General features: G+C 54.7%; 23 protein-coding genes. 6 read left to right on the forward strand and 17 right to left on the reverse strand.

The features are described 5' to 3' along the window. Nucleotides 1-222: 222 nt before the first annotated feature. Nucleotides 223-1,494 (reverse strand): group II intron reverse transcriptase/maturase, encoded by a 1,272-nt coding sequence (gene ltrA / locus KG088_RS17795; RefSeq protein WP_213827726.1) that lies wholly within the window; start codon nt 1,492-1,494, stop codon nt 223-225. A gap of 688 nt (nt 1,495-2,182) precedes the next feature. On the opposite strand from ltrA, the gene KG088_RS17800 reads away from it, so the two are divergent. After that, the gene (locus tag KG088_RS17800) at nt 2,183-2,914 is read left to right on the forward strand and encodes a tyrosine-type recombinase/integrase (RefSeq protein WP_213827728.1); all 732 of its coding nucleotides are present in this window, start codon (nt 2,183-2,185) and stop codon (nt 2,912-2,914) included. Nucleotides 2,915-3,301: 387 nt separating this feature from the next. Here KG088_RS17800 and KG088_RS17805 read toward each other — a convergent pair whose 3' ends face one another. From KG088_RS17805 to KG088_RS17825, 5 genes are all read right to left on the reverse strand, one after another. Continuing rightward, complete coding sequence (locus tag KG088_RS17805; protein WP_213827730.1) at nt 3,302-3,937, reverse strand: hypothetical protein; 636 nt, start codon at nt 3,935-3,937, stop codon at nt 3,302-3,304. A 5-nt stretch (nt 3,938-3,942) separates the two neighbouring features. Next, nucleotides 3,943-4,533, reverse strand: coding sequence for a hypothetical protein (locus KG088_RS17810; RefSeq protein WP_213827732.1), 591 nt, complete (start codon nt 4,531-4,533; stop codon nt 3,943-3,945). 219 nt (nt 4,534-4,752) lie between these two features. Beyond that, a complete protein-coding gene (locus tag KG088_RS17815) occupies nt 4,753-5,316 on the reverse strand; it encodes a hypothetical protein (RefSeq protein ID WP_213827734.1) in 564 nt (187 codons plus the stop codon). Nucleotides 5,317-5,400: 84 nt separating this feature from the next. Continuing rightward, nucleotides 5,401-6,984, reverse strand: a complete 1,584-nt coding sequence (locus tag KG088_RS17820) for a relaxase/mobilization nuclease domain-containing protein (protein ID WP_213827736.1) — start codon at nt 6,982-6,984, stop codon at nt 5,401-5,403. Further along, nucleotides 6,981-7,328 carry a hypothetical protein gene (locus KG088_RS17825; RefSeq protein ID WP_213827738.1) on the reverse strand — a complete coding sequence of 116 codons (348 nt, stop codon included), beginning with the start codon at nt 7,326-7,328 and terminating at the stop codon, nt 6,981-6,983. The genes KG088_RS17820 and KG088_RS17825 overlap by 4 nt, the downstream gene beginning before the upstream one ends. Nucleotides 7,329-8,030: 702 nt before the next feature. Here KG088_RS17825 and KG088_RS17830 point away from each other — a divergent pair. After that, nucleotides 8,031-8,255 (forward strand): hypothetical protein, encoded by a 225-nt coding sequence (locus KG088_RS17830; protein ID WP_213827740.1) that lies wholly within the window; start codon nt 8,031-8,033, stop codon nt 8,253-8,255. 18 nt (nt 8,256-8,273) lie between these two features. Next, on the forward strand, nt 8,274-9,797 hold the full coding sequence (locus KG088_RS17835; protein WP_213827742.1) for a type IV secretory system conjugative DNA transfer family protein: 1,524 nt from the start codon (nt 8,274-8,276) through the stop codon (nt 9,795-9,797). On the opposite strand, the gene KG088_RS17840 is transcribed toward KG088_RS17835, so the two are convergent. From KG088_RS17840 to KG088_RS17850, 3 genes are all read right to left on the reverse strand, one after another. Continuing rightward, nucleotides 9,790-10,182 (reverse strand): ankyrin repeat domain-containing protein, encoded by a 393-nt coding sequence (locus tag KG088_RS17840; RefSeq protein ID WP_213827744.1) that lies wholly within the window; start codon nt 10,180-10,182, stop codon nt 9,790-9,792. The two genes, KG088_RS17835 and KG088_RS17840, sit on opposite strands and share 8 nt — an antisense overlap. A gap of 120 nt (nt 10,183-10,302) precedes the next feature. Then, a complete protein-coding gene (locus tag KG088_RS17845) occupies nt 10,303-10,824 on the reverse strand; it encodes a hypothetical protein (RefSeq protein WP_213827745.1) in 522 nt (173 codons plus the stop codon). Between the two features lie 14 nt (nt 10,825-10,838). Next, nucleotides 10,839-11,723 carry a hypothetical protein gene (locus KG088_RS17850; RefSeq protein WP_213827747.1) on the reverse strand — a complete coding sequence of 295 codons (885 nt, stop codon included), beginning with the start codon at nt 11,721-11,723 and terminating at the stop codon, nt 10,839-10,841. Nucleotides 11,724-11,854: 131 nt separating this feature from the next. Between KG088_RS17850 and KG088_RS17855 the strand changes: the two genes are divergently transcribed. Next, nucleotides 11,855-12,550 (forward strand): hypothetical protein, encoded by a 696-nt coding sequence (locus KG088_RS17855; protein ID WP_213827749.1) that lies wholly within the window; start codon nt 11,855-11,857, stop codon nt 12,548-12,550. 17 nt (nt 12,551-12,567) lie between these two features. Then, nucleotides 12,568-13,089, forward strand: coding sequence for a hypothetical protein (locus tag KG088_RS17860; RefSeq protein ID WP_213827751.1), 522 nt, complete (start codon nt 12,568-12,570; stop codon nt 13,087-13,089). Nucleotides 13,090-13,131: 42 nt separating this feature from the next. Here KG088_RS17860 and KG088_RS17865 read toward each other — a convergent pair whose 3' ends face one another. The 3 genes from KG088_RS17865 to KG088_RS17875 form a co-directional block, all read right to left on the reverse strand. Further along, nucleotides 13,132-13,335, reverse strand: coding sequence for a hypothetical protein (locus tag KG088_RS17865; protein WP_213827753.1), 204 nt, complete (start codon nt 13,333-13,335; stop codon nt 13,132-13,134). Between the two features lie 384 nt (nt 13,336-13,719). After that, nucleotides 13,720-14,109 carry a hypothetical protein gene (locus tag KG088_RS17870; protein WP_213827755.1) on the reverse strand — a complete coding sequence of 130 codons (390 nt, stop codon included), beginning with the start codon at nt 14,107-14,109 and terminating at the stop codon, nt 13,720-13,722. Further along, on the reverse strand, nt 14,100-14,837 hold the full coding sequence (locus KG088_RS17875) for a hypothetical protein (protein WP_213827757.1): 738 nt from the start codon (nt 14,835-14,837) through the stop codon (nt 14,100-14,102). Before KG088_RS17875 ends, KG088_RS17870 begins: the two co-directional genes overlap by 10 nt. Nucleotides 14,838-15,903: 1,066 nt before the next feature. Between KG088_RS17875 and KG088_RS17880 the strand changes: the two genes are divergently transcribed. Next, complete coding sequence (locus KG088_RS17880) at nt 15,904-16,194, forward strand: hypothetical protein (protein ID WP_213827759.1); 291 nt, start codon at nt 15,904-15,906, stop codon at nt 16,192-16,194. 161 nt (nt 16,195-16,355) lie between these two features. On the opposite strand, the gene KG088_RS17885 is transcribed toward KG088_RS17880, so the two are convergent. From KG088_RS17885 to KG088_RS17905, 5 genes are all read right to left on the reverse strand, one after another. After that, the gene (locus KG088_RS17885) at nt 16,356-16,568 is read right to left on the reverse strand and encodes a hypothetical protein (RefSeq protein WP_213827761.1); all 213 of its coding nucleotides are present in this window, start codon (nt 16,566-16,568) and stop codon (nt 16,356-16,358) included. Nucleotides 16,569-16,605: 37 nt separating this feature from the next. Further along, nucleotides 16,606-16,866, reverse strand: coding sequence for a DUF3892 domain-containing protein (locus KG088_RS17890; protein WP_213827763.1), 261 nt, complete (start codon nt 16,864-16,866; stop codon nt 16,606-16,608). Between the two features lie 114 nt (nt 16,867-16,980). After that, entirely contained in the window at nt 16,981-17,175 is a 195-nt protein-coding gene (locus tag KG088_RS17895; RefSeq protein ID WP_213827765.1) for a hypothetical protein, read from the reverse strand. A gap of 437 nt (nt 17,176-17,612) precedes the next feature. Next, the gene (locus KG088_RS17900) at nt 17,613-17,924 is read right to left on the reverse strand and encodes a hypothetical protein (protein ID WP_213827767.1); all 312 of its coding nucleotides are present in this window, start codon (nt 17,922-17,924) and stop codon (nt 17,613-17,615) included. A gap of 8 nt (nt 17,925-17,932) precedes the next feature. Further along, the gene (locus KG088_RS17905; protein ID WP_213827769.1) at nt 17,933-18,601 is read right to left on the reverse strand and encodes a hypothetical protein; all 669 of its coding nucleotides are present in this window, start codon (nt 18,599-18,601) and stop codon (nt 17,933-17,935) included. Nucleotides 18,602-18,687 lie beyond the last annotated feature (86 nt).

An 18,687-nucleotide genomic window follows, 5' to 3' on the forward strand; every position in this document is an offset into this window, starting at 1 on the left:
CACTCCTTGTCGACCCATGTAAATCCAGTATAGCCCTCAGGTTGGCGCGATGGCTGATCAACATGAGTAATCAGGTACACTTATATCCCGGAATATTCATGAGGCAGAGGTGAAAACGAAGATAGTCGGGTAGACCGGGCGATTGCTCGTCCCGGCCCCCCACAGATCCGGACGTGCGCAATTAACGCATCCGGCTCTTCAACCACCAGTTTCGCTGAAGGATCAGCATTGGTGCACGATCCGAGCCTTGGGGAATGGCAGCACCTTGAAGAGCTGATAGGCCTTCTGCCACACAATATTAGCCTTCTGGGATCGTCGACTCAGCCATTTTATCCAGCATCTCTCCACCCGATGGCGGAATAGCTGCACAGACCGAATGTTGCCGCGAATACCGTAGTAGGCAATGTGGCCTTGGACCTTACGACACAACTTTCTGTGCTGTTCCCGAATCGGCAGATGGCGGTTCCACCGGCACCATTGCGCGATACGCTTGAGCCCACGCCGAAACCTGTCCTTTGCCGTCTTGCGCTTAATGATCCAGCGCCCACGGCGAGAGTTACCCCAGTAGTGGGTGAACCCCAGGAAATCGAAGGTCTCGGCGCGTTGCTCGCGGTGCGGCCGGAACCTCACCAGCCGGGTCTTGGTCGGGTGCAGGGTGAGGCCGAAGCGCGCGAAGCGCTTGGGCAATACCTCCATCACCTTGCGGGCATCGGCTTCATTGCTGAACGCCAGTACGGCATCATCGGCAAACCTCACCGAGAATGCCCGTCCTTGTAGGCGCGGCTTGACGTCCTTCTCAAACCACTCGTCCAGCACGTAGTGAAGGTAGACGTTAGCCAACATTGGGGAAATGACACCCCCTTGTGGGCTTCCTATCTCGCCCTTCTGCCACTGCCCGGCCTCCAATACCCCAGCCTTGAGCCACTTGCCGATCAGGCGGAGGATGACACCGTCCTTCACTCGTTGCTGCAAAAACGCGCGCAGGTGCTGATGGTCGATCGTGTCGAAGAAGGCCTGAATGTCCAGGTCAATGACCCAGCCTCCGCCCATCGTCGACAGGCCATCCCACACTGTCTTGATCGCCTGGTGCGCCGAGCGCCCCGGCCGGAAACCATACGAGCACTCCATGAAGTCATGCTCGTAGAGCGGTTCCAGCAAGGCCACCACGGCACGTTGCAGGACCTTGTCTTCGAAGGTGGGGATGCCGATCGGCCGTGTGGTGCGCCCATCTCCCTTGGGAATATGGACGCGCCGCACCGGCGGTGCCCGGTAGCGACCGCTCTTGGCATTCTCCAGCAACTGCTGGATATTGGCCTCGAAGTCGCGCACGAAGTCGTCCGCCGTCAGGCCATCAATCCCAACAGCGCCGTCACGGCGCGTCATCAGGTAGGCCGTCTTCAGCCATTGGGCATCGATATAATGCGCCAATGACGTGAAGGCACGCTGCGGGAAGCGCTCTGCCAGCGCTGCTATCCGCAATTGTGACGTGTACATGGACACAGGTTCCTGTGCACCTGCCATGTTTCCCTCTTGCGGTTCTGTTGATTGGCCACCCCTTCCCTCCACCGGGTCCCGTCGAGCCGGTTCCCCGCCTTCATGAGTACTATGGGTGGCTCCGACTCCCATTCCCCCATCTGGCAGGCTCGCTGCCCTTGCCGTGCCATACCTTCTGAGTGACTGTTATTTCGCTCCCATCACCGCCGGTCACTACAGCGCTGGGCCAGGGGCCTTCGGGTCAGGTGGCTCCCGTACCTGGCGTTGTTGAATCGAAGGAGGGAAATGGGCCTCCCAGGTTCCTGGGAACCCCCTGTGTGAACATGCCCTGCTCTAATGACCCCGGCGATCCTTCCTCACCAAGCCTATTCAGTGAGTTCGTGTTGCCTTCCGCTATCCGCAGAACGTCGGCGATCGCAGCATTTTAATTTCGGGGCTCAATGACACGGCCTACTCACTTGCTGCCTACGCTTCACAGCGGCGGTTACCCGACGCTGCGCAAGACTCGCTACCGGCTGGCGGCTACCCTTGGCCGGGTGGGAATTGCACCCACTGGGATTCATTTCATCCTTTCTGCGAGCACTGGGTGCCTGCTCCCGGATGACCAGACTTTGCCTGGCGCACGCGGATGGTAAGTGAATATGATGTTCGCTCCCAGAAGCAACACATCTTGCTGGTCGCCAGGTGGATGGACGAGCACGCTCCCGGCGTCATCATCGGTCAGGAGCTGCTGGATGAAGCCCGCAGGATGCAGAAAGCTCTAAAGGAAAGGGGATTGGCACAGTCGACCACCAACAACAGGATTCAGGTGGTGAAGCGGGTGCTTTCACTGGCGTACCGTGAATGGGATTGGATTGATCTTCCGCTCGACGGCAAACTGCGTAAGCCCTCACCCAAGAATGAGCGCCACATCTACCTGACCGAGTTGGAGCTTGCTGAGCTGCTGGAAGCAGTCCCGGAGCGCTTTAGGACCGAACGCAAGGTGATTTTGCTAGCTATGCTGACCGGCATGAGGCGGGGAGAGCTGATGGGACTCGAGCCGGGAAACATTTTCAACGGCCGCGTCGTGCTCAAGCCCAACCAGACGAAAAGCGGGAAGCCAAGGATTATCCCCTTGACGGAGGAAGCTCTACCGCTGGTGGAAGGCTTGCCGTTCGATACGACTGGTGACAGGGTGCGTGGCGCATTCGAGAAAGCCAGGGAGAAGATTGGTCGCCCTGATATCCGCTTTCACGATTTGCGGCACTGCTACGCTTCGCTGCTGGCCAGCAAGGGTGAAGCGCTGACGAGCATCAGGGATCTACTGGGCCATTCGTCGCTGACGGTGACGAGCCGCTATGCTCATGCAGATCCGGCACGGTGGGAAAGCGTGGTGGCAAAGTTGCCGCGGATCAGCAACCAAACCGCAACCACACGTTAATGGAAAGTGAGCCTTGGTCACGTAACCACTTGTTTTTATTGGTGGGCCCAGCTGGACTCGAACCAGCGACCAAGGGATTATGAGGCCGGCGAAGTTCACCAATAAAAAGTGTATTCAATAACTTACGGGACGCTCGTTGCGTGACCCAGCAGCACTACGCAGGACCGTGCGGGACTCATACCCGCAAAATGCCCGCAGGTCTTGCGAAGGCTGGTATCACCGGCCATAGCAATCCACGGCATCAGGCGGTGATACCGCCTTCCTCCACCGAGTTCTGTGACATGACTTCCCCCGGTGGAAGTCAGCCCTGAGCTGCACAAGGATAACATTAGTCGCCTCAGGGAGGCGCTGCGACATGGAGTCGCAAAATAACCGCAGTCAACCAAATTAGAGGAAATTACGTTCTTTTAGAGCTTCTTCCTTGCATACCGGCACCTCCACACCATCCTGCCGATAATTATCCTGAGCCTCCTCTTTCTTATGACCTGGCATGCAAACAAAGACACCTCCGGGCAAGCTGGTTTCTACAATCGAGGCTCCATCATACCGATAAGGAGCACGGCATACAGCGGGACTGCCCAGATTGGTCGCGATGGTAAAACGTCCTGATGATTCAGAAACTGAAAGACACTCAGGGAACTCCTCTTCAAGCAACAGCGGAAATTTCTCTTTTACCCCTTTTATATGAGCACTTGCACAAATTACCAGACGGTCCGCTCCGCCACGCCAGTTAACCGTCGGCTGATAGTCGCGAAACATCACCGACAGATTTCCCATATGGCAATGACCTGCCTCCAATGACATGGGATAATCCCAATGAGGAGCTTTTTGATCATCTTTTAAGATGGCTATGAGAGACGAATATATATCTTTTCCGAACTCCCCTAAAATACCACCAACAACCAGCGCAAGCCCTGTTCCAATGCCGCCTATTGCTTGCACAAGAGGCTTTCTGAATAAGACTTTCAGCCGTGATCCAATGCCCTTTGGACTCTTACCTGAAGCACCCTCATTATCCGTCATCTTGTTCACTCCTGCGGGGCGAACAAGAACAGATAACGACGACCATCAACCCTAAACTCTAGCTGAAGCCACCCACTCTGTGAGCCAACTGCGCATGATGTTGTGGCTGTGGATTCTGTTACGGGCTCCCCGTACTGGAAGGCTTCTAAACAGTAAGAGAATTCATCGAAAGATTTTTGTATTAGATCGATTATTATATTTGCGTTCGCTGCATGCTCGCTCGCCAATTCGGGACGGGCTCGTCCAACCGCCTCGATAAATCGCTCGAACATCGGCATGAGTATTTCTTGCAACTCCCAAAATTCAGGAACTTGACTTAGTTCAGAGACAAACGTTTCATGCGCCTCACTATCCTCTGTCGAAGCCAGAAAAATATCACACCACGGATGTTTTAATGCCAAGATACAGCTGGCAGCGTTGATAACCTCCGCACCGGTCTTTTCGTCAAACCCCTGCAAGTTACAGGTACACTGCTCAGGACTCGGATCAGCCGCGAAAGTAGGTGAAACACTCGCGCTCAACAAAAATATTAGAGACACGGCGATAAAAAGCATAGCGGCGAAAAGCACAGCCCTTGTATAATATCGAACAAACATCTCGCCTCCCAGGCAATATGCGCACCCTAGATCAAACGGTCCATACACATCCTCGTTGCCGATCCTTAACCATACATACATAGATAGCACGGGTTTCACATCGCTGCGTACTTACCTTATTGATCGCTATAGAGCAGCCTCAGTCTCGAATTGTGCAATTTCGAACTCACCGCTTGATTGCTGAGTATTCCCTCACGGTCATGGCTAGCCTTTGAAAACTCACTCATACCCCGGATGCGTGTTCTGTAGGGCAAGCGAGTCAATCCACCGGTCGCGCCCAACCTTATGTTCCTGAAGGGACAGGAAGGGTGTGGCCTCGGTCTTCAGGGCGATCAGGAAATCGCTGGTGAGCCTTGGCGGCACCGGTAGGTAAGCCCCCCAGGAGCGAGCGCCACCGCTTCGAAAAAGCGGGGTGATCCCTTTGGGCCGCTCATAGGCAGGCACATGATCACCACGGTAGGTGCGATAACGCGGGTGGCCAGATGCATCACGTTCCTGAATGTCCGCCAAGGTACGTTGAAGCTCCACTGCGTGTGCATCACCAACAAGGAGGATACCGAAGTGCTCTCCTTCGCGCTCTTCGGGATAGATACAGTTCCCCTCGATATCCAGCACGGTCCTGTAGGTGTAGAGGGGATCACTGGTCCCAGCCATGCCCGGCCGCATCTTTAAATACGTATTGATTCCGGCCTCCACCCGGTATTCGTAGCGGTTGATTAGAATGCCCAGCAGCGTGTATTGCTCTGTTGCCGCCTTCTTCTTTTGGCGCGGTGCACGGGCCATGGCTGCCCCCCCGGAACAGGCCAGCATGAGCATGTAAAGGCCGTCTCAGGAGCATATAGGACATATCGCGGCGGGATCGCAATACTATCGTTCGCGGTCCGGATCGCGATCATGTCGCCGCTTGCGCCGGTAACGCCGAACCTTTGGCCTATCGGGGCGCGCAGGTTCGCCAGCGCTTTGCTCTGACTCGCCGCCGCCCTCATGCTCAGACACGGCATGCCGCGACGCCGCTTTTTCAAAGGACTGGCGCGCCTTCTTCGCCGCTTCGGCTTTCCGACCGGGCGTGTCGATGTCGCGCCCTTTACCCAGCAACCAGTCCGGCAGTGACGGCATACGGTTATCTCCGCCTCTACCAGCAGTGCTTTCCTCCCGCTGAAAGGCCTCTTCGAGGGACTTTAGCTCACGTTTTTCGACACGGGCGAGCGAATCCAGCCGGCGCTGGAGATCGCGCATCTGGAGTCCGTGACGTAAGACGAGATCCCGGTGCTCCTGCGCCTGCCGCTCGCGCAGCGCCTGACGCTCTGTGAGGTATGCCTGCTCCCGCTTGCGGTCCCGATAAGCGTAGAGCTTTTTGCGCACGATCTCGATACCGGTCGCCCGCCCAAGAAACGCCGCCAGACCACGCGGCCGTTTCCGATCTCGTTCGCGCCTGATGCGCTGCATATCGGTGTCATGCGCCGCCCTCAAAGAGTGACGTGACGCGCGTTGTTCTGTCGTCAGCGACAATCGGTCACGATGCTGTTGCTGCCGGAGATCCGCGGCTTGCTGTCCCAGTTTCCGACGCCGCTCCGCTTGCTGCCGTTTGAGCTGCGCCGCTTCTTCTGCCCGCTGCTCATCCAGGCGATGGGTTTCGATGGCCTTGCGGTGAGTGGTGACGAGCGCTTTCGCATCTTCGGCGGAGGGCAATGACTCCGCCGGGAAATCTTTCTCCAGAAAGGCGCGAATATCCTTGGTGCGCACCGTCTTGTCATCAATCAGTCGCGGCAGGGCGTGCATGCCACCGTAAAGATCGACCAGCAAATAGGGGCGCTTGCCGGTCGCGAGCATGTAGCCTTTCTGGGCCAGCGCGTTCACAAATGATTTCGCATTGTCGCTGTGCTGCCAGGCCTCGGTGACCTGCGCCTTGTGATCGCCTTTCGACAGGCCGGTGACACGCTCCTGGTGAAGCTCATAGAGCGAGAGCTGCGGCCCCTTGCCGTCCTGATAATACCCGCGCGGCAGATCCAGCCCGTGATCCCGGGCAAAATCACGCGTAACCATCATTAATTTCTCATGATCGAACGCGATGGGGACGGCCCGCTCTTTTTCGGTGTCAATCCGGGACCAGACGACATGGCAATGCTCCCGCCCGTACTTGACATGGAACACGACCGCGCGCGGCTGCCCCGACAAGCCAAGCTTCTCCTCGACCCGGTTGATGTAGTCGGCATATTGCGTACGGGTGAGCGGTCCCTGCGCCGGATCGGGATTGATGGACAGGCTGTAGAGATAATTACGGCAACGCGTCAGGGCATGCGCGTGGGCCTCCCACTCCGTCATGGCGCCATGCAGATCATCGGCAATCGCACCGTGAACCTCGATCACCTCGACGCGCTCATTATCGTGGGCGTTGAGCAGGTGGGTGGCGAGATCCTGGCCGAGACCCCGCTGGCTGCCGAACGGGATCATGGCGACCGTCCCATGGCCGTGAGCAGCAGCGTGCGAATATCCGCAAGGGAGCGGGAGATGTTATCCAGCACGTTCGCATAGTCGCTATCCTGGCCGGCCTGCTCGAACTCGTGAAGTTGGGTTCTAATCCGGGCGGCTTCGGCCAGCAGCCTGGCGAGCTGTTTTTCCTCAACGGGGGGACGGCGGGATTGGCGCGGCGGCGGACAATCGAAGACGGATTTCGTGATAAAGGCGGACACCGACAGGCCGGATTTTTGGACGCGGGCATGAAACTCGTCCCGCAGCTCCCGGGGCGGACGGTAGGAGATGGGCGCTTCGCGCTTTTTGTGGTCATGTTTTTTCATGCTTCAAGTTATGCACGCGTTCAGCTTCTCCCTCCTCGCGCAAACCTTGCCGGCCTGTCTGGGGCCCACGCACAGGCACGCGCTCCTGGGGACCGGGGCACCCCCGGCCCGATGGGTTTCCAAAGGGAGAGTCGGCATCTCCCTTGGTCGAAGCCGGTGCCGAAACACCGGTCGTGGTCCATGGGCGCGAAAGCCCTGGTCGAGGGTTGCAAGGGGCGCTGAAATCCCCTTGCTCGATGGGGGGCCAGGGGGAGAGCGAAATCTCCTCCCTGGTCGTGATGCAACGCCGAAACGTTGCCTCAGCCCGGCACGCCGCTTTAATGCGTAGCGGGCTGAGCCCACTCACTTGGCGAAGAAGATTCAAAAAATCTTCTGAGCCTAGCTGAGTCACAGGGGGGTCCGCGGGGGATGTGAAATCCCCCCGCAAGGTGGGCGCGGTGGAGACCACGAAGTGGTACTACCGCGCACACCTTGTACTAATCGGTAACGCAGCTGACCTTCGGCCCATCTTTAAATGCTACCGCAGGTTGTCTTAAGAATTGATTAACGCGCTTGTCGCGTTATGCCTCGCTCTTTTTGTAGCGCGAGGTTGGGAAAAGGAAAAGAAAAAAACACACCGGCACTATGGAAAAAACACAGCGCCTCGACGACGTATTTCCCAGGCCCGCCGGAGACCGGCAATGCGAAGCAACGGAGGGCGACATGTACGACGACCTGACCACCTTAGACCTGGCGTCCTTGAGTGATGAGCGACTCAAGCAATTAATCGCAGGCGGACGGGCCGAGCTGGCCCGGCGCGAGAAAGAATGCAAGCAGCAAGCGGCCTCACACATCAAGGCCCTTGCCGAGGCAGCCGGATTGGCTGTCACGGTGAAGGACAAAGCACCAAAGCGGCGTGGTCGACCGCCAAAAAACCGTGACCAGTAAAGCTGAGGAGCCGTTGTTATGAACGATTTCATGAACGACATTCCGCGCGGCGTCGCCAGCCGCTATTTACGGCAACAAAGCGTACCGCAGGCCCGCTGGCAGCTCCCGGAAGATATTCTGGCCAGTCCGGCACTTCAGTATGATCCCGACAATCCCGGCGGAAAGATTCTGATCGGCGCGCTGGGCACGCGTCTGATCGGCATCGAAGACAACCGCCACGTCCTGACCGTGGCGGGCTCCCGCGCAGGTAAATCCGTGACCCTGATAGGCAACCTGCTCTTCTACCAGGGCAGCGTCCTCGCCCTTGATCCCAAGGGTGAGCTGGCTGCCATCACCGCCGAGCGCCGGACAGCGCTCGGGCAGAAAGTCTGTATCCTCGATCCGTTCGCTAACGCGCCGGCCCGGTTGTCACATCTGCGCGCCTCCTACAACCCGCTAAGCGTCCTGACGCTGAGCAGCCGGACGATCATCGAAGACGCAAATCTCATCGCCGATGCGATGGTTGTGCAGGGTGCGCAAGGCAAAGATCCGCATTGGGACGAGAGCGCAAAAAACTTCATCGAGGGCGTCATCCTGCATGTGGTTACCTGCCCGGTTTATAGCAAGGTAAAGACGCTGCTCACCGTGCGCGAGCTGATCAAGTCCGCGATGAAGCCAGAGGAAAGCGAAGCGGCGGACGAAGAGGAAGCGCTTTGCTTCCTGGAGCGCGAAATGCTCGAAAATGCCCTGCAATTGCAGGGGCGCCGCAGCAGCGCCGATGTCGGCGGTGCGATCGAGGGAGCGGCGCGAGATTTCTACGAGAAGAGCGACCGTGAGCGCGACAGCGTGCTCTCGACGGTTCGGCGACATACCAAGTTTCTGGACTACACGTCGTTTCGCAAGGTTCTGGGTCGCAGCAACTTCAGCCTGGAGGAGCTCAAATCGAACCCGCATGGCCTGACGGTCTATCTCTGCTTTCCGGCAACGCGGATCGACATCGCCGGGCGATGGCTGAGGATTTTCATCAACCAGTTGCTCCAGGCGATGGAGCAAAGCCCCGCCGCTACCACCTCCCCGGTTCTCGTCTGCCTCGATGAATTTCCGGTGCTCGGCCACATGAAACAGATGGAGAATGCCGCCGGGCAGATCGCCTCCTTCGGCGTGAAGCTCTGGGTCGTGCTACAGGACTGGGGACAGGGAAAAGCACTGTATGGCGAACGCTGGGAAAGCTTTGCGGCCAATGCCGGCGTCCTGCAATTCTTCGGTAATAACGACGTCGCGACGACAGAGTATCTGTCGAAGCGGCTTGGAAAGACACGGGTGGAGGTGGCACGTAGTGGCGAGGTCGCGCCCGAACAGGCTGCACTAGGCCTGAGCGGCAAGACCAGCGTGACCGAGTTACACGACCTGCTGAGCCCGGAGGAGATCAGTCGCCAGTTTGCGCGTAACGACCGGCACAAGCGTCAGCTTGTGCTCTGGGCAGGCTACCATCCGATGATCCTGCAACGGGTTGAGTATTTCGACCGGCACAGCCAGGTCGCGCCGTATTTCCGACTTACTTAGGCGTAATCACGGTTAACACTGGTAAGGTGCGACGGTACGTCAATTTCAGGCCTTGCGCTTCGGCCTGTGTACGCTCCTTGTTACCAAGGTAGCGGGCAAGTGCGGGATCATTACCAAAGGCATAAGCCATCTCAGAGGGGAGACGTCCACGCCGATCCCGAAGAATGAAATTACAGTCCGGTTGTCTGGCCAGGACGCGGACCGCCTCCCGCGCTTTACAAGCAGCAGCGACGTGCAGCGCCGCTTGCTTAGTGTCCGGGTCCTGGTAGTTTACTGGCATCCCTTCTTCAAGATAGGATGCAACCGTATCGGGGTTTCCACGCTCAACGGCTTGAAAAAAAGCACGGCCAAGCAGCTTCATCTCCCTTTCATCATAATTGATCATCAGGAACGATCCTTTTCTTCACATTAAAAATGTCCCCATCCGTTATATTTTTTATGGGAACTTTGCAAGAAGTTTCATCCTGATGAGCAAACAGTTAGTAATCACTAAGCAATACGACCGCTATTTGAGCGGTAAGGTTTCTCGGTATTTTAGTATGCATCTTTCCGATTTCGCCTGCTTGAACTCTTTTATCGTAAGATAGCGGGAAAGCGCAGTGTCACCTCCAAAGACATATGCCAGTTCCGAGGGGAGGCGGCCATGCCGATCCCGAAGAATGTAATTACAGTCCGGGTACTTGGCCAGCACGCGAATCGCCTCACGCGCCCTGGCCGCGGCGGCGACGTGCAGCGCTGATTGCTTGGTTACCGGGTCTTGATAGTTGATGGGCATTCCGGCCTCTAGATAGGCATCAACGGTTTTAGGATTCCCGCGCTCAACCGTTTGCAAAAATTCACGACCGAGCATTTTATAAGCTATAGGATCACGTTTCTTCCTGCCTCGTATAACTTTACTCACATTTCTTCGAACATCACCATAATCAAGATCGGCGTAATAATCAAAGAAGGCCTGAATAGAATTCATTGCCCAAAGCTCTTCTTCATCTCTATGTTCATCTTCATGTTCATGTTCATGAGAGGCCATAACTTCAACCCTCTTTAGGAAGCAAAACGGAATTCAAGCACTTGCTGGACAGCTTGGTTTTTCACAGCTAAAAAATGCGATCCAAGGACTTCAATCACTTCGATACCATACGCATGCCTCATAAGATAAATTAACCGTCCTTTATTCTTTAACCATACACCCATATCATTCATCGAATAGTAACAATAATTTATCCCTGAGCTCTTTTTCTTGAGAAAAACGACAAGAGTGTCCTCCGGCGTGATAACCCCCCAGCCACCCGACACACTTTGCGAAAGCACATCACCCGTAGGCCCGTGGCCGTCAGATGAGGTAAGCCTTAGCTGAGCTTTATCCGCGCTGTAGCGTGTGCATTCCTCAACGATATGCACCACACCAAGAGCATCACCACCATCAATACGCTGTATCGTCATTTTCAAGGCCGTAATGACATCACGCTCCTTGTACTCCGTCCTTAGTATCCCGCAGAGATCCGAAGCGGAGATACTAAAACCTTCTGCACAATTCTCACGCAGGTACTCAGCATATCGTAATGCTGCTTGATAGCCAGGCCTGTACTCCTCTAGTTCATCCAGGCTGAGAAGATTGATCTCAGCATGCGATATGAATTCGACAATTGCTGCCAGCGATTCAGGCTGTGGTACCGGAAAATGCAGCCCTTTGCCCTTATTGTTGACCCCTTCTACAAACTGGCGTAGCCGCTCGCCGCCGATTTTCAGATTTCTACCAATCTCCACACCGGTAAATTCAGCAATGGCTTCGCGGACATCGCACCAGGTGTGCTGTGACCCTGTTCCCTGATCAAAAAGTCGATACGCTCGAAGGGCCTCACGGACACGGCCAAGCTGCCAACCCGACAAAAGGCCGAACTGCGGCTCCCTTGACTGTGGGTTTCCCATGTTGCCTCCCCTGCTCACTGTGGCCAGTTGGCGTCCTAAAAGGTTAGCGCGAGGTCAGCGCTTTCGCCTCTCTGTCAAGGTGATGAGAAGCGCTGCACTACCCTGCGGCGCGCTAGGGGGAGGACGAGACAATGGCCAACAGAACTCCGGAAAGGCGCGTATCGCTTTTCGAAGGCGAGCCACACACCGTGTACGGGCAAGATGGTCTGCATCGGCAGGTGTTTGACGTCCGCATTCGAGAGTTGACGCCCGAGAATGCCAAGCGCGCCGAAGCACTGACCGCGGTAATCCTGATCTTCGCCATCATAGGTGTTCTCATTATGGCGCTGGAGGAGCCGCTCCTCTTTATCCTGGGCGTCCCGGTCGTCCTGATAAGTGGCACGGCCATACAAAAATCCCTATATCAGTCTCTTCGAATAGAAACCCGGGTCATTTTCACCCCGACGGACTTCAAGGTTCTGCGCCGCGGCAGGTGGGACGTCTATGACCGCCTCCTCAAACACAGCTTCGTCATGCTCAAGCATGACGAAGCCCGAAGGGAGCGCGAGGAGTTGGAAAGCTGCACCCGCGCCGCCCAGGCGCAAGGTCGATTCCGCGCGCCCAGGCGCTATTACGATGACGCCTATCACATGGTGTTCGAGTATTTCGGGCAAAGGCACGACATCGCCACCGTGTTCGATGAAAAACGCGCCCGCGCTGTCATCGCCCGGCTCCAAGCCTGCGACCTAATGATGGACAGCCAGATCAAGATGGGCGAAGGCCACGTCCTCAGCCCCGAAGAAGAATGGAGCAAACAACCTGGTGGGCTTCCCGGCCATCGTTCCTGAACATAGGAGGGTTTGTGATGAGTGTACTAAACCAACAATCCGCTAATCCCGGCATTTTGTTCAGTACAGTTCGTTTCATAGCCTATGTGGTCTGGGCTATCGCCGGACTTGCTCTCTGGGTACCGTTACTGGTGCGGGCGGTACTGCTGTTCAACAGCGCGATGATCTACGCGACCGTCACACAGCACAGTGGCCGCCTATCTTCTGCAAGACAGGTGCTGGAAGTCGCGACGACATTCTATACCTTGGGCTTCTGCAATATACAGAAGTGGACGAATCCGTCTCCGCCGTTATTTCCCGACGCTGGCCTGGCGATAAGCCCTTTGAGGCTTTTAGCAGGCTTTATATGCGAGTTGTTCTGGGCCGTGAGCGTCTGGTGCCTGTTGCTGTATCACCGGTCGCTCTCCCTGATGCTCCTCGAAGGCGCTGCCTATGAGCTATGGATCGGCATCCTGATTTTCGTTGCCGGCGCGGTGGCGGCCATCATCGTGATGGAAAATGTGCGCGACAGGAAGGCAAGGCGCACCGACTCCGGCTGATCCCGAGCAGCGGTGCCAAGCCCTGCATGGCGAGGAGCCGGCTTACGCCGGCCCCTCGTTTTCACCTTGTGCTTTCGGCGGGAGCAAGACCAGCTCGCCGTTCACGGGGAGCGTTTCCAGCTTCACCTGGAAGCCGCCTTTCTTGTTGGGCCAGGCAGCGCCGATCCGCGACCAGTAGGTCTTATTGTTGTTCTCCGTCACGTGATAGGCGATCAGGACCGGGCTGTTTTGTTTTGCTGTGTTCATGATGGTTCTCCTTTCGGCTGAGGTTGATGTGCGAACACGTCACCTTTGTCAGCCGGCAGGAAGGGGCCAGGGCACAAGGCCGCAGGCGCGAATGGAGCGGCCCGCAGCCCGGATTCGTTTCGGGCGAGGACACGGGAGCGATTTCTGCGGCTGAAAGGTCTGCCTTGTGCCAGGGCCACCCCCGGCTAAAAAGCGGGTCGTATCGCTTCGCACGAAACCCTTCCGAAAAGAGAAACAATGGGCATGCAATGAATGGCCTAGCCCCGGCTTATGCAGTGCGGAGAACACTACTCACAAACCGGTCTAGAGGCAAGAGCTCATACGTTAAAAAGAGGAAATGATGAAAGAAGAAGATACCTCACAAGTAGGATTAAACGTCACAAACTATTTTCCATCTTTCTTCTCAAATATGCGGAAAATGCGATTAACCTCATCCATGCTTAGTCTCGCTGACTTGATCAGCGTATCATCCTTATCTCTAAAAGAAAGGTCAACTTCGCTTTTTAGATTTCTAGCATACAAAAAAGTTCTTGGTTCTAATAGTGTCCACACCCATATCCAGTCTGAAGTCTCAAAGCCATTACCTGCCATGTCGAGCATATCAACTAAAGCTCGAGCCAACTTTTCAACAAGCAACTCTAACTTTTCACAACCAAGAAGCGTTTCTTCACCATGGTTAACGAGATAAACTTTACCCCACTCTGGAGCAATAGACTCTAACCGCACTGAAAAGCCAGCATCCAGTGGGATTTTGATTTCCTGTATTATTTCCATGGCGGACTTACCTGCTCTCCGTTCCTATAAAATTTCGGCTTCACCTTGAATGAAGACCAGTTATCCCTAATATACCTCAACTCCTTTGCGGTTACATCCCTAGAATAGGGCCCTCTTTTGTTCAGCACACCTTTAATATTATGCATATGAGTCAGATCAAAATGAACCTGTTTTCCACCCCTGGCAGCAGCCGAAAGAACATTCGTTGTAAATTTCTCCCATTTCATACTTGGTGGCTTGCTCAAGTCTGTTAGAAGTTTCCCACCGTACTTCTGCTGAAAAGCGCGTAACTTACCCCCTGCGGATGGCCCATATACAAGATCATTGGAGCGAAAACGCTTGTTTTGTCGAAGTTCTCGTTCAGAGTGAAGCCTTTTTCGCAATTCCTGTATTTCTGGCTTTGAAAGAGGCGGCCTAGAAATTTTCGCTCCCTTCTGACCGTATGACTTGAAGTTCTGTCGTATCTTGCCAACCCCGATCTGACTTTTCTTCGGTTTGCCAAGTGCCGATTGCTTTGATCTTGGTTTTGCCTTATCGGCTGCCTTGGACGAAGGGGGAAGCATACGTTTTCCAGCCACCGCGTAACGCAGCGGGCCAGATGCAACGCTTTCGTACTGAACGTTCGCCGACGGCAACACAAGGCTAGCGGCCCTCTCCTGCGCACCAGAATCGAGGGGCAACAACAGCGCCAGAAAGGCAAGAGTAAGAAAAACGAGAATCTTATGCATCGCCTACGCTCGCAATCTTTATGCAGATTATAGGCGCAACTCTTCAAAGCCGGCGGGAAGATCTCCTTTCGGCTACGGGTTGATGTGCGAACACGCCCCCTTCTTCAGCCGGCAGGAAGGGACCAGGGCACAAGGCCGCAGACGCGAATGGAGCGGCCCGCAGCCCGGACTCGTCCGAGCGAGGACACTGGAGCGCATCCTGCGCCGGAAAGGTCTGCCTTGTGCCAGGGTCACGGCCGGCTAAAAAGTGGTCGTCTCACTTCGCACACTACCCGCCGAAAGGGTGGCCAGAAGCACGCAATGAATGGTACTGCCTTCGGCTTATGCGGAACAGAGATCAATGGCAAGAGTGAGTTAACATAACTGCCAACAGGTATAGCGTGTCTTTGTAAAGATTTTGCGGGGTAAACTTAAGACTGCCTCTTGTCAATTGAAGAAACAAAGACTGCAATCAGTAGAGCCATCATAGTATATCCGTTTGTTTAACCTCTACGCGTTTCTTTGAGTGAAAAAGCTCGAGCATCTCCAGCTCGTCTTCGGAAAGATATATTTTGGTCAATGCATCAGCAGTTTTTATATCTGATTCCGATGAAACCATATCATCTTCCTCACGTTCGCCATTTAAGCATTAATGATAACACAACCTCGCAGGACCACCGTTCAACCTCATGATCGATGCTACACAAAAGTACTGACCGAATAAAATTTTATTAATCAATTTGTTACCGTTATTTGGCCTGAAACCCAAAGGTAGGCAGCCGTTCGTTCATGGCAGTGTATGTCTTTGCCCAAGCAAGTGGCTGTGCCACTGGCGGGCATGATGTTCTCTTCTCCTCCCACAATCCAGGAACAGCTCCAACCTCCAATCATCCAACTTGAAGGTTAGCAGACCCACCGCGCCACGCAGATAAATGCTTCGTGAGCAGCTGTCTTTTCCTCCTTACATTCTTGTTTCAGGGCCGGCATACGCGCCTTTTTCCTCCGGTCTGGCGATACAGCTCCTCAAAACCGCAAGTGAAAACACTCCTCTTCTGGCGTTGCGGCCCGCTACGCGGGTGCGGGTTCTGTGCTGCATGCCTTCCTCCAGCGCTGCAAAGGCGCGGATTGGCCGGGCCTGAAGAACGTCAAGGAGGAAAAAATGCAGCCTCAATCATTCACCTTCAACAACTTGGCGCAGCAGCGCGCGCCGTCTGAGCAATGGCTGTTCTGGATAATCGTCTTCTGGATCATCACCGCAGATGACGACAGAGAGCGCGAACGCAAGCGCCGCCTCGCCCGTCAGCAACAGCAGCGCGAGGACGACGAGCAACGCGCCCGTCGCAAGCGCCCTCCCGCACCGAAGCCGCCAACACCCTGACGGACGGGAGGCGTATCAGCACCCATCAGGCCGAGGCCGCCTATTCGGCGACCTCGGCAGTTGCGGGCTGCAAGCTGTGAAGGGAACGCAGGCAAGCGTCCGACCGCCACACTGACCGATGTCAATGAAAGCACAGTGCGGCGGGCGCTCGAGGGATGGAATCAGGACTCCTTGACCGTCGTGCGCGGGTTTCGGCTGGCCTTGCCTTCGGTCACGAACTGGCCCGATTTGGCACTCCGTGCCGAACCGGTCGCGCCGCCGCCGGTCTTCTCGAAGACCGTTGTATCGGGGCTCCGCTTGCCGTGCGACTTGGTAACGTAGCGCCCGCTGATTGCGCTGCGGTAGTGGCCGCCGCCACCTGATTTCTTCACCATGATCCGGCCCTCTCGTTCATGGAAGCGCTGCCCGGTCCTAACAGTCGGGCAGATTGTCCAGGTTGTTCTGCGAACTCTTGTCGGCAGTCGTGCGCAGATGCTTATTTCCGTCCACGGTCACCACATGCACGTCCGTTCGATGGCCCGCGCGATCCACATAATAGCTGTGGGTCTTGCCGTCAATGTCGCGGACGGCGTCGGCCTTGGATCGCGTTGGCCAGGACTCGGTACTATTGCAAAGCTTGGTGATATCGCCATCTCTGTCCTTGCCCGTCGCCGTAACTCGCCGGTCAGCCATTGGTGGCTCCCTACTATATATAGCGTGACAAAATCGACACAATACAACATATAGCAGGTTTTCGGTGGGAGCGAAAGAGAAACACTGGTGAATGGCAGCAAGGGGGCAACGGCATCAGGTGGGCGCCGCGCCCTCGCATTGACACAAAATGTCGTGGCCGAGTGGACCGCAGTTCCGCCAGCGGTCGTCGTGTATCGACGTGTCTTGGGCGATATCAATCGCGGCGTCCTCGTCGTCAGCCTCGATGATGATGTTGTGAACGACATATTCGCCGCGCGAGATGATGTACACCTTCGCAACATGACTCATGGATAACCAGAGGAACGGCCTGCGAGGCGAGATCCAATGACTGACCCGAAGTCCGATCTAACAAAGACCGTCTCGTCCACACGACACGCTGCCCGAACATTGCTCTCGAAAGAATAACAGACAGCACGAACGCAAACGCCGCCTCGCCCGAAAGAAACAACAGCAACACGAAGACGACGAGCAACGCGACTGTCGCAAGCGTCCTCTCGCACCGAGACAGCCAACACCTTGAAAGGATAACAGCGCTCGGCAAAGCGGCCGCTGCATCAAACGGTGCTTCCCGGCGCTGCGTGGTACGAATGTTAGGAATCGCGTGTGGAAAAAGTTTTTCTTGTTATCTGCGGGATGACAGAAATTTTGTAGAAAACGGTGAAGAGGGAACTTGCTGCGGAAGTTTTCAAACAAACGACTATATCAAAGCACTGCCATCAATATTTTCATTTTCCGGACTCATCTCCTTTTAAAGGCTCGATAGTTACAACCGGGCATGAAGACAAAACCTGAGTCTCCTCCAACTTTCCTGAAATCGTACAAGAACTTCCGAGATCAATTATGCAAAATTCTTTATTTACTGCGGTTAAACTAGCAACTATTGCCGAGAGCGCGACTATGGCACCAAATGTCTTTTGCCACCAAGAAAGGACAAGATTTTCAGACTTGACAGGCTTACCATTCCAGTAAAGCTTGTTAGCATCGTCAAGGCCAAACGAGCCTAACTCCTCAGCCTTAATACGCCTTATTTTTGGCATAATTAAATTTACCGTTTAGCAGATAGCAAATCTAATATTTGCTTGGTCTTTTCATCAATTTTATTGGCCTTTTCATCAATTTGATTAACTTGATCTCTTGTAGACGAAATATGAGAAACAATCTCACTCTGCTCAACATGCATCTTGTTAAAAGTAGACGAAATATGAGAAATAATCTCCCTCTGCCCAACATGCATCTTGTTAAAAGATGGCGACAGCGACTGTTGAAAAACTTCTCTAATAGGTTTTTCGATTATACGATGCTTTGCCTCTTCGTCGAATTTATCTTTATTCATGCTCATCTCTTTCAGTAAACATTCTACATTTTCACTTGTCAAGCAAGAGCCATCAGATTCTCCAACTTCCACATTGATAACATGTCGAATTTCTTTATGTGCATCTGCCGGCAGCCAGATCAAGAGCTCACTTAAAACTATCTCTTTAACAGCGATATCGGCCCCTTCCTTATCGTAAAGAGATAAAACAGATATCCTTTCCTCGATTTCATCTGGCAAGGTTATCTTCTCTACATTCACTACTTTCAGAGAAGATATATGCTCATTAAGCTGCAAAATCTTTTTACGAATGGGATCGACTCGCCAGACGCATGCCTCCACCACGTCAAACAAATGCTGGTAGGCACAATCAAACTTTACTTTTACTTCCTTGGCTCGCATAAGCTTATTCCTAGAAGTAATATCTTTCTGAAGCCGTCAACAGGAAATTAGAGTATAGATCGCAATTTGTAACTATTCAGGTGGTT

The sequence above is a fragment of the Halomonas jincaotanensis genome, assembly GCF_018448785.1.
Classification (GTDB): Bacteria; Pseudomonadota; Gammaproteobacteria; order Pseudomonadales; family Halomonadaceae; genus Halomonas; species Halomonas jincaotanensis.

Bases quoted from the DNA above. Each gene is read 5' to 3' on its own strand.
- ltrA (WP_213827726.1), bottom strand. From the start codon at position 1,494: ATGTACACGTCACAATTGCGGATAGCAGCGCTGGCAGAGCGCTTCCCG.
- KG088_RS17800 (WP_213827728.1), top strand. From the start codon at position 2,183: ATGGACGAGCACGCTCCCGGCGTCATCATCGGTCAGGAGCTGCTGGAT.
- KG088_RS17805 (WP_213827730.1), bottom strand. From the start codon at position 3,937: ATGACGGATAATGAGGGTGCTTCAGGTAAGAGTCCAAAGGGCATTGGA.
- KG088_RS17810 (WP_213827732.1), bottom strand. From the start codon at position 4,533: ATGTTTGTTCGATATTATACAAGGGCTGTGCTTTTCGCCGCTATGCTT.
- KG088_RS17815 (WP_213827734.1), bottom strand. From the start codon at position 5,316: ATGGCCCGTGCACCGCGCCAAAAGAAGAAGGCGGCAACAGAGCAATAC.
- KG088_RS17820 (WP_213827736.1), bottom strand. From the start codon at position 6,984: ATGATCCCGTTCGGCAGCCAGCGGGGTCTCGGCCAGGATCTCGCCACC.
- KG088_RS17825 (WP_213827738.1), bottom strand. From the start codon at position 7,328: ATGAAAAAACATGACCACAAAAAGCGCGAAGCGCCCATCTCCTACCGT.
- KG088_RS17830 (WP_213827740.1), top strand. From the start codon at position 8,031: ATGTACGACGACCTGACCACCTTAGACCTGGCGTCCTTGAGTGATGAG.
- KG088_RS17835 (WP_213827742.1), top strand. From the start codon at position 8,274: ATGAACGATTTCATGAACGACATTCCGCGCGGCGTCGCCAGCCGCTAT.
- KG088_RS17840 (WP_213827744.1), bottom strand. From the start codon at position 10,182: ATGATCAATTATGATGAAAGGGAGATGAAGCTGCTTGGCCGTGCTTTT.
- KG088_RS17845 (WP_213827745.1), bottom strand. From the start codon at position 10,824: ATGGCCTCTCATGAACATGAACATGAAGATGAACATAGAGATGAAGAA.
- KG088_RS17850 (WP_213827747.1), bottom strand. From the start codon at position 11,723: ATGGGAAACCCACAGTCAAGGGAGCCGCAGTTCGGCCTTTTGTCGGGT.
- KG088_RS17855 (WP_213827749.1), top strand. From the start codon at position 11,855: ATGGCCAACAGAACTCCGGAAAGGCGCGTATCGCTTTTCGAAGGCGAG.
- KG088_RS17860 (WP_213827751.1), top strand. From the start codon at position 12,568: ATGAGTGTACTAAACCAACAATCCGCTAATCCCGGCATTTTGTTCAGT.
- KG088_RS17865 (WP_213827753.1), bottom strand. From the start codon at position 13,335: ATGAACACAGCAAAACAAAACAGCCCGGTCCTGATCGCCTATCACGTG.
- KG088_RS17870 (WP_213827755.1), bottom strand. From the start codon at position 14,109: ATGGAAATAATACAGGAAATCAAAATCCCACTGGATGCTGGCTTTTCA.
- KG088_RS17875 (WP_213827757.1), bottom strand. From the start codon at position 14,837: ATGCATAAGATTCTCGTTTTTCTTACTCTTGCCTTTCTGGCGCTGTTG.
- KG088_RS17885 (WP_213827761.1), bottom strand. From the start codon at position 16,568: ATGGTGAAGAAATCAGGTGGCGGCGGCCACTACCGCAGCGCAATCAGC.
- KG088_RS17890 (WP_213827763.1), bottom strand. From the start codon at position 16,866: ATGGCTGACCGGCGAGTTACGGCGACGGGCAAGGACAGAGATGGCGAT.
- KG088_RS17895 (WP_213827765.1), bottom strand. From the start codon at position 17,175: ATGAGTCATGTTGCGAAGGTGTACATCATCTCGCGCGGCGAATATGTC.
- KG088_RS17900 (WP_213827767.1), bottom strand. From the start codon at position 17,924: ATGCCAAAAATAAGGCGTATTAAGGCTGAGGAGTTAGGCTCGTTTGGC.
- KG088_RS17905 (WP_213827769.1), bottom strand. From the start codon at position 18,601: ATGCGAGCCAAGGAAGTAAAAGTAAAGTTTGATTGTGCCTACCAGCAT.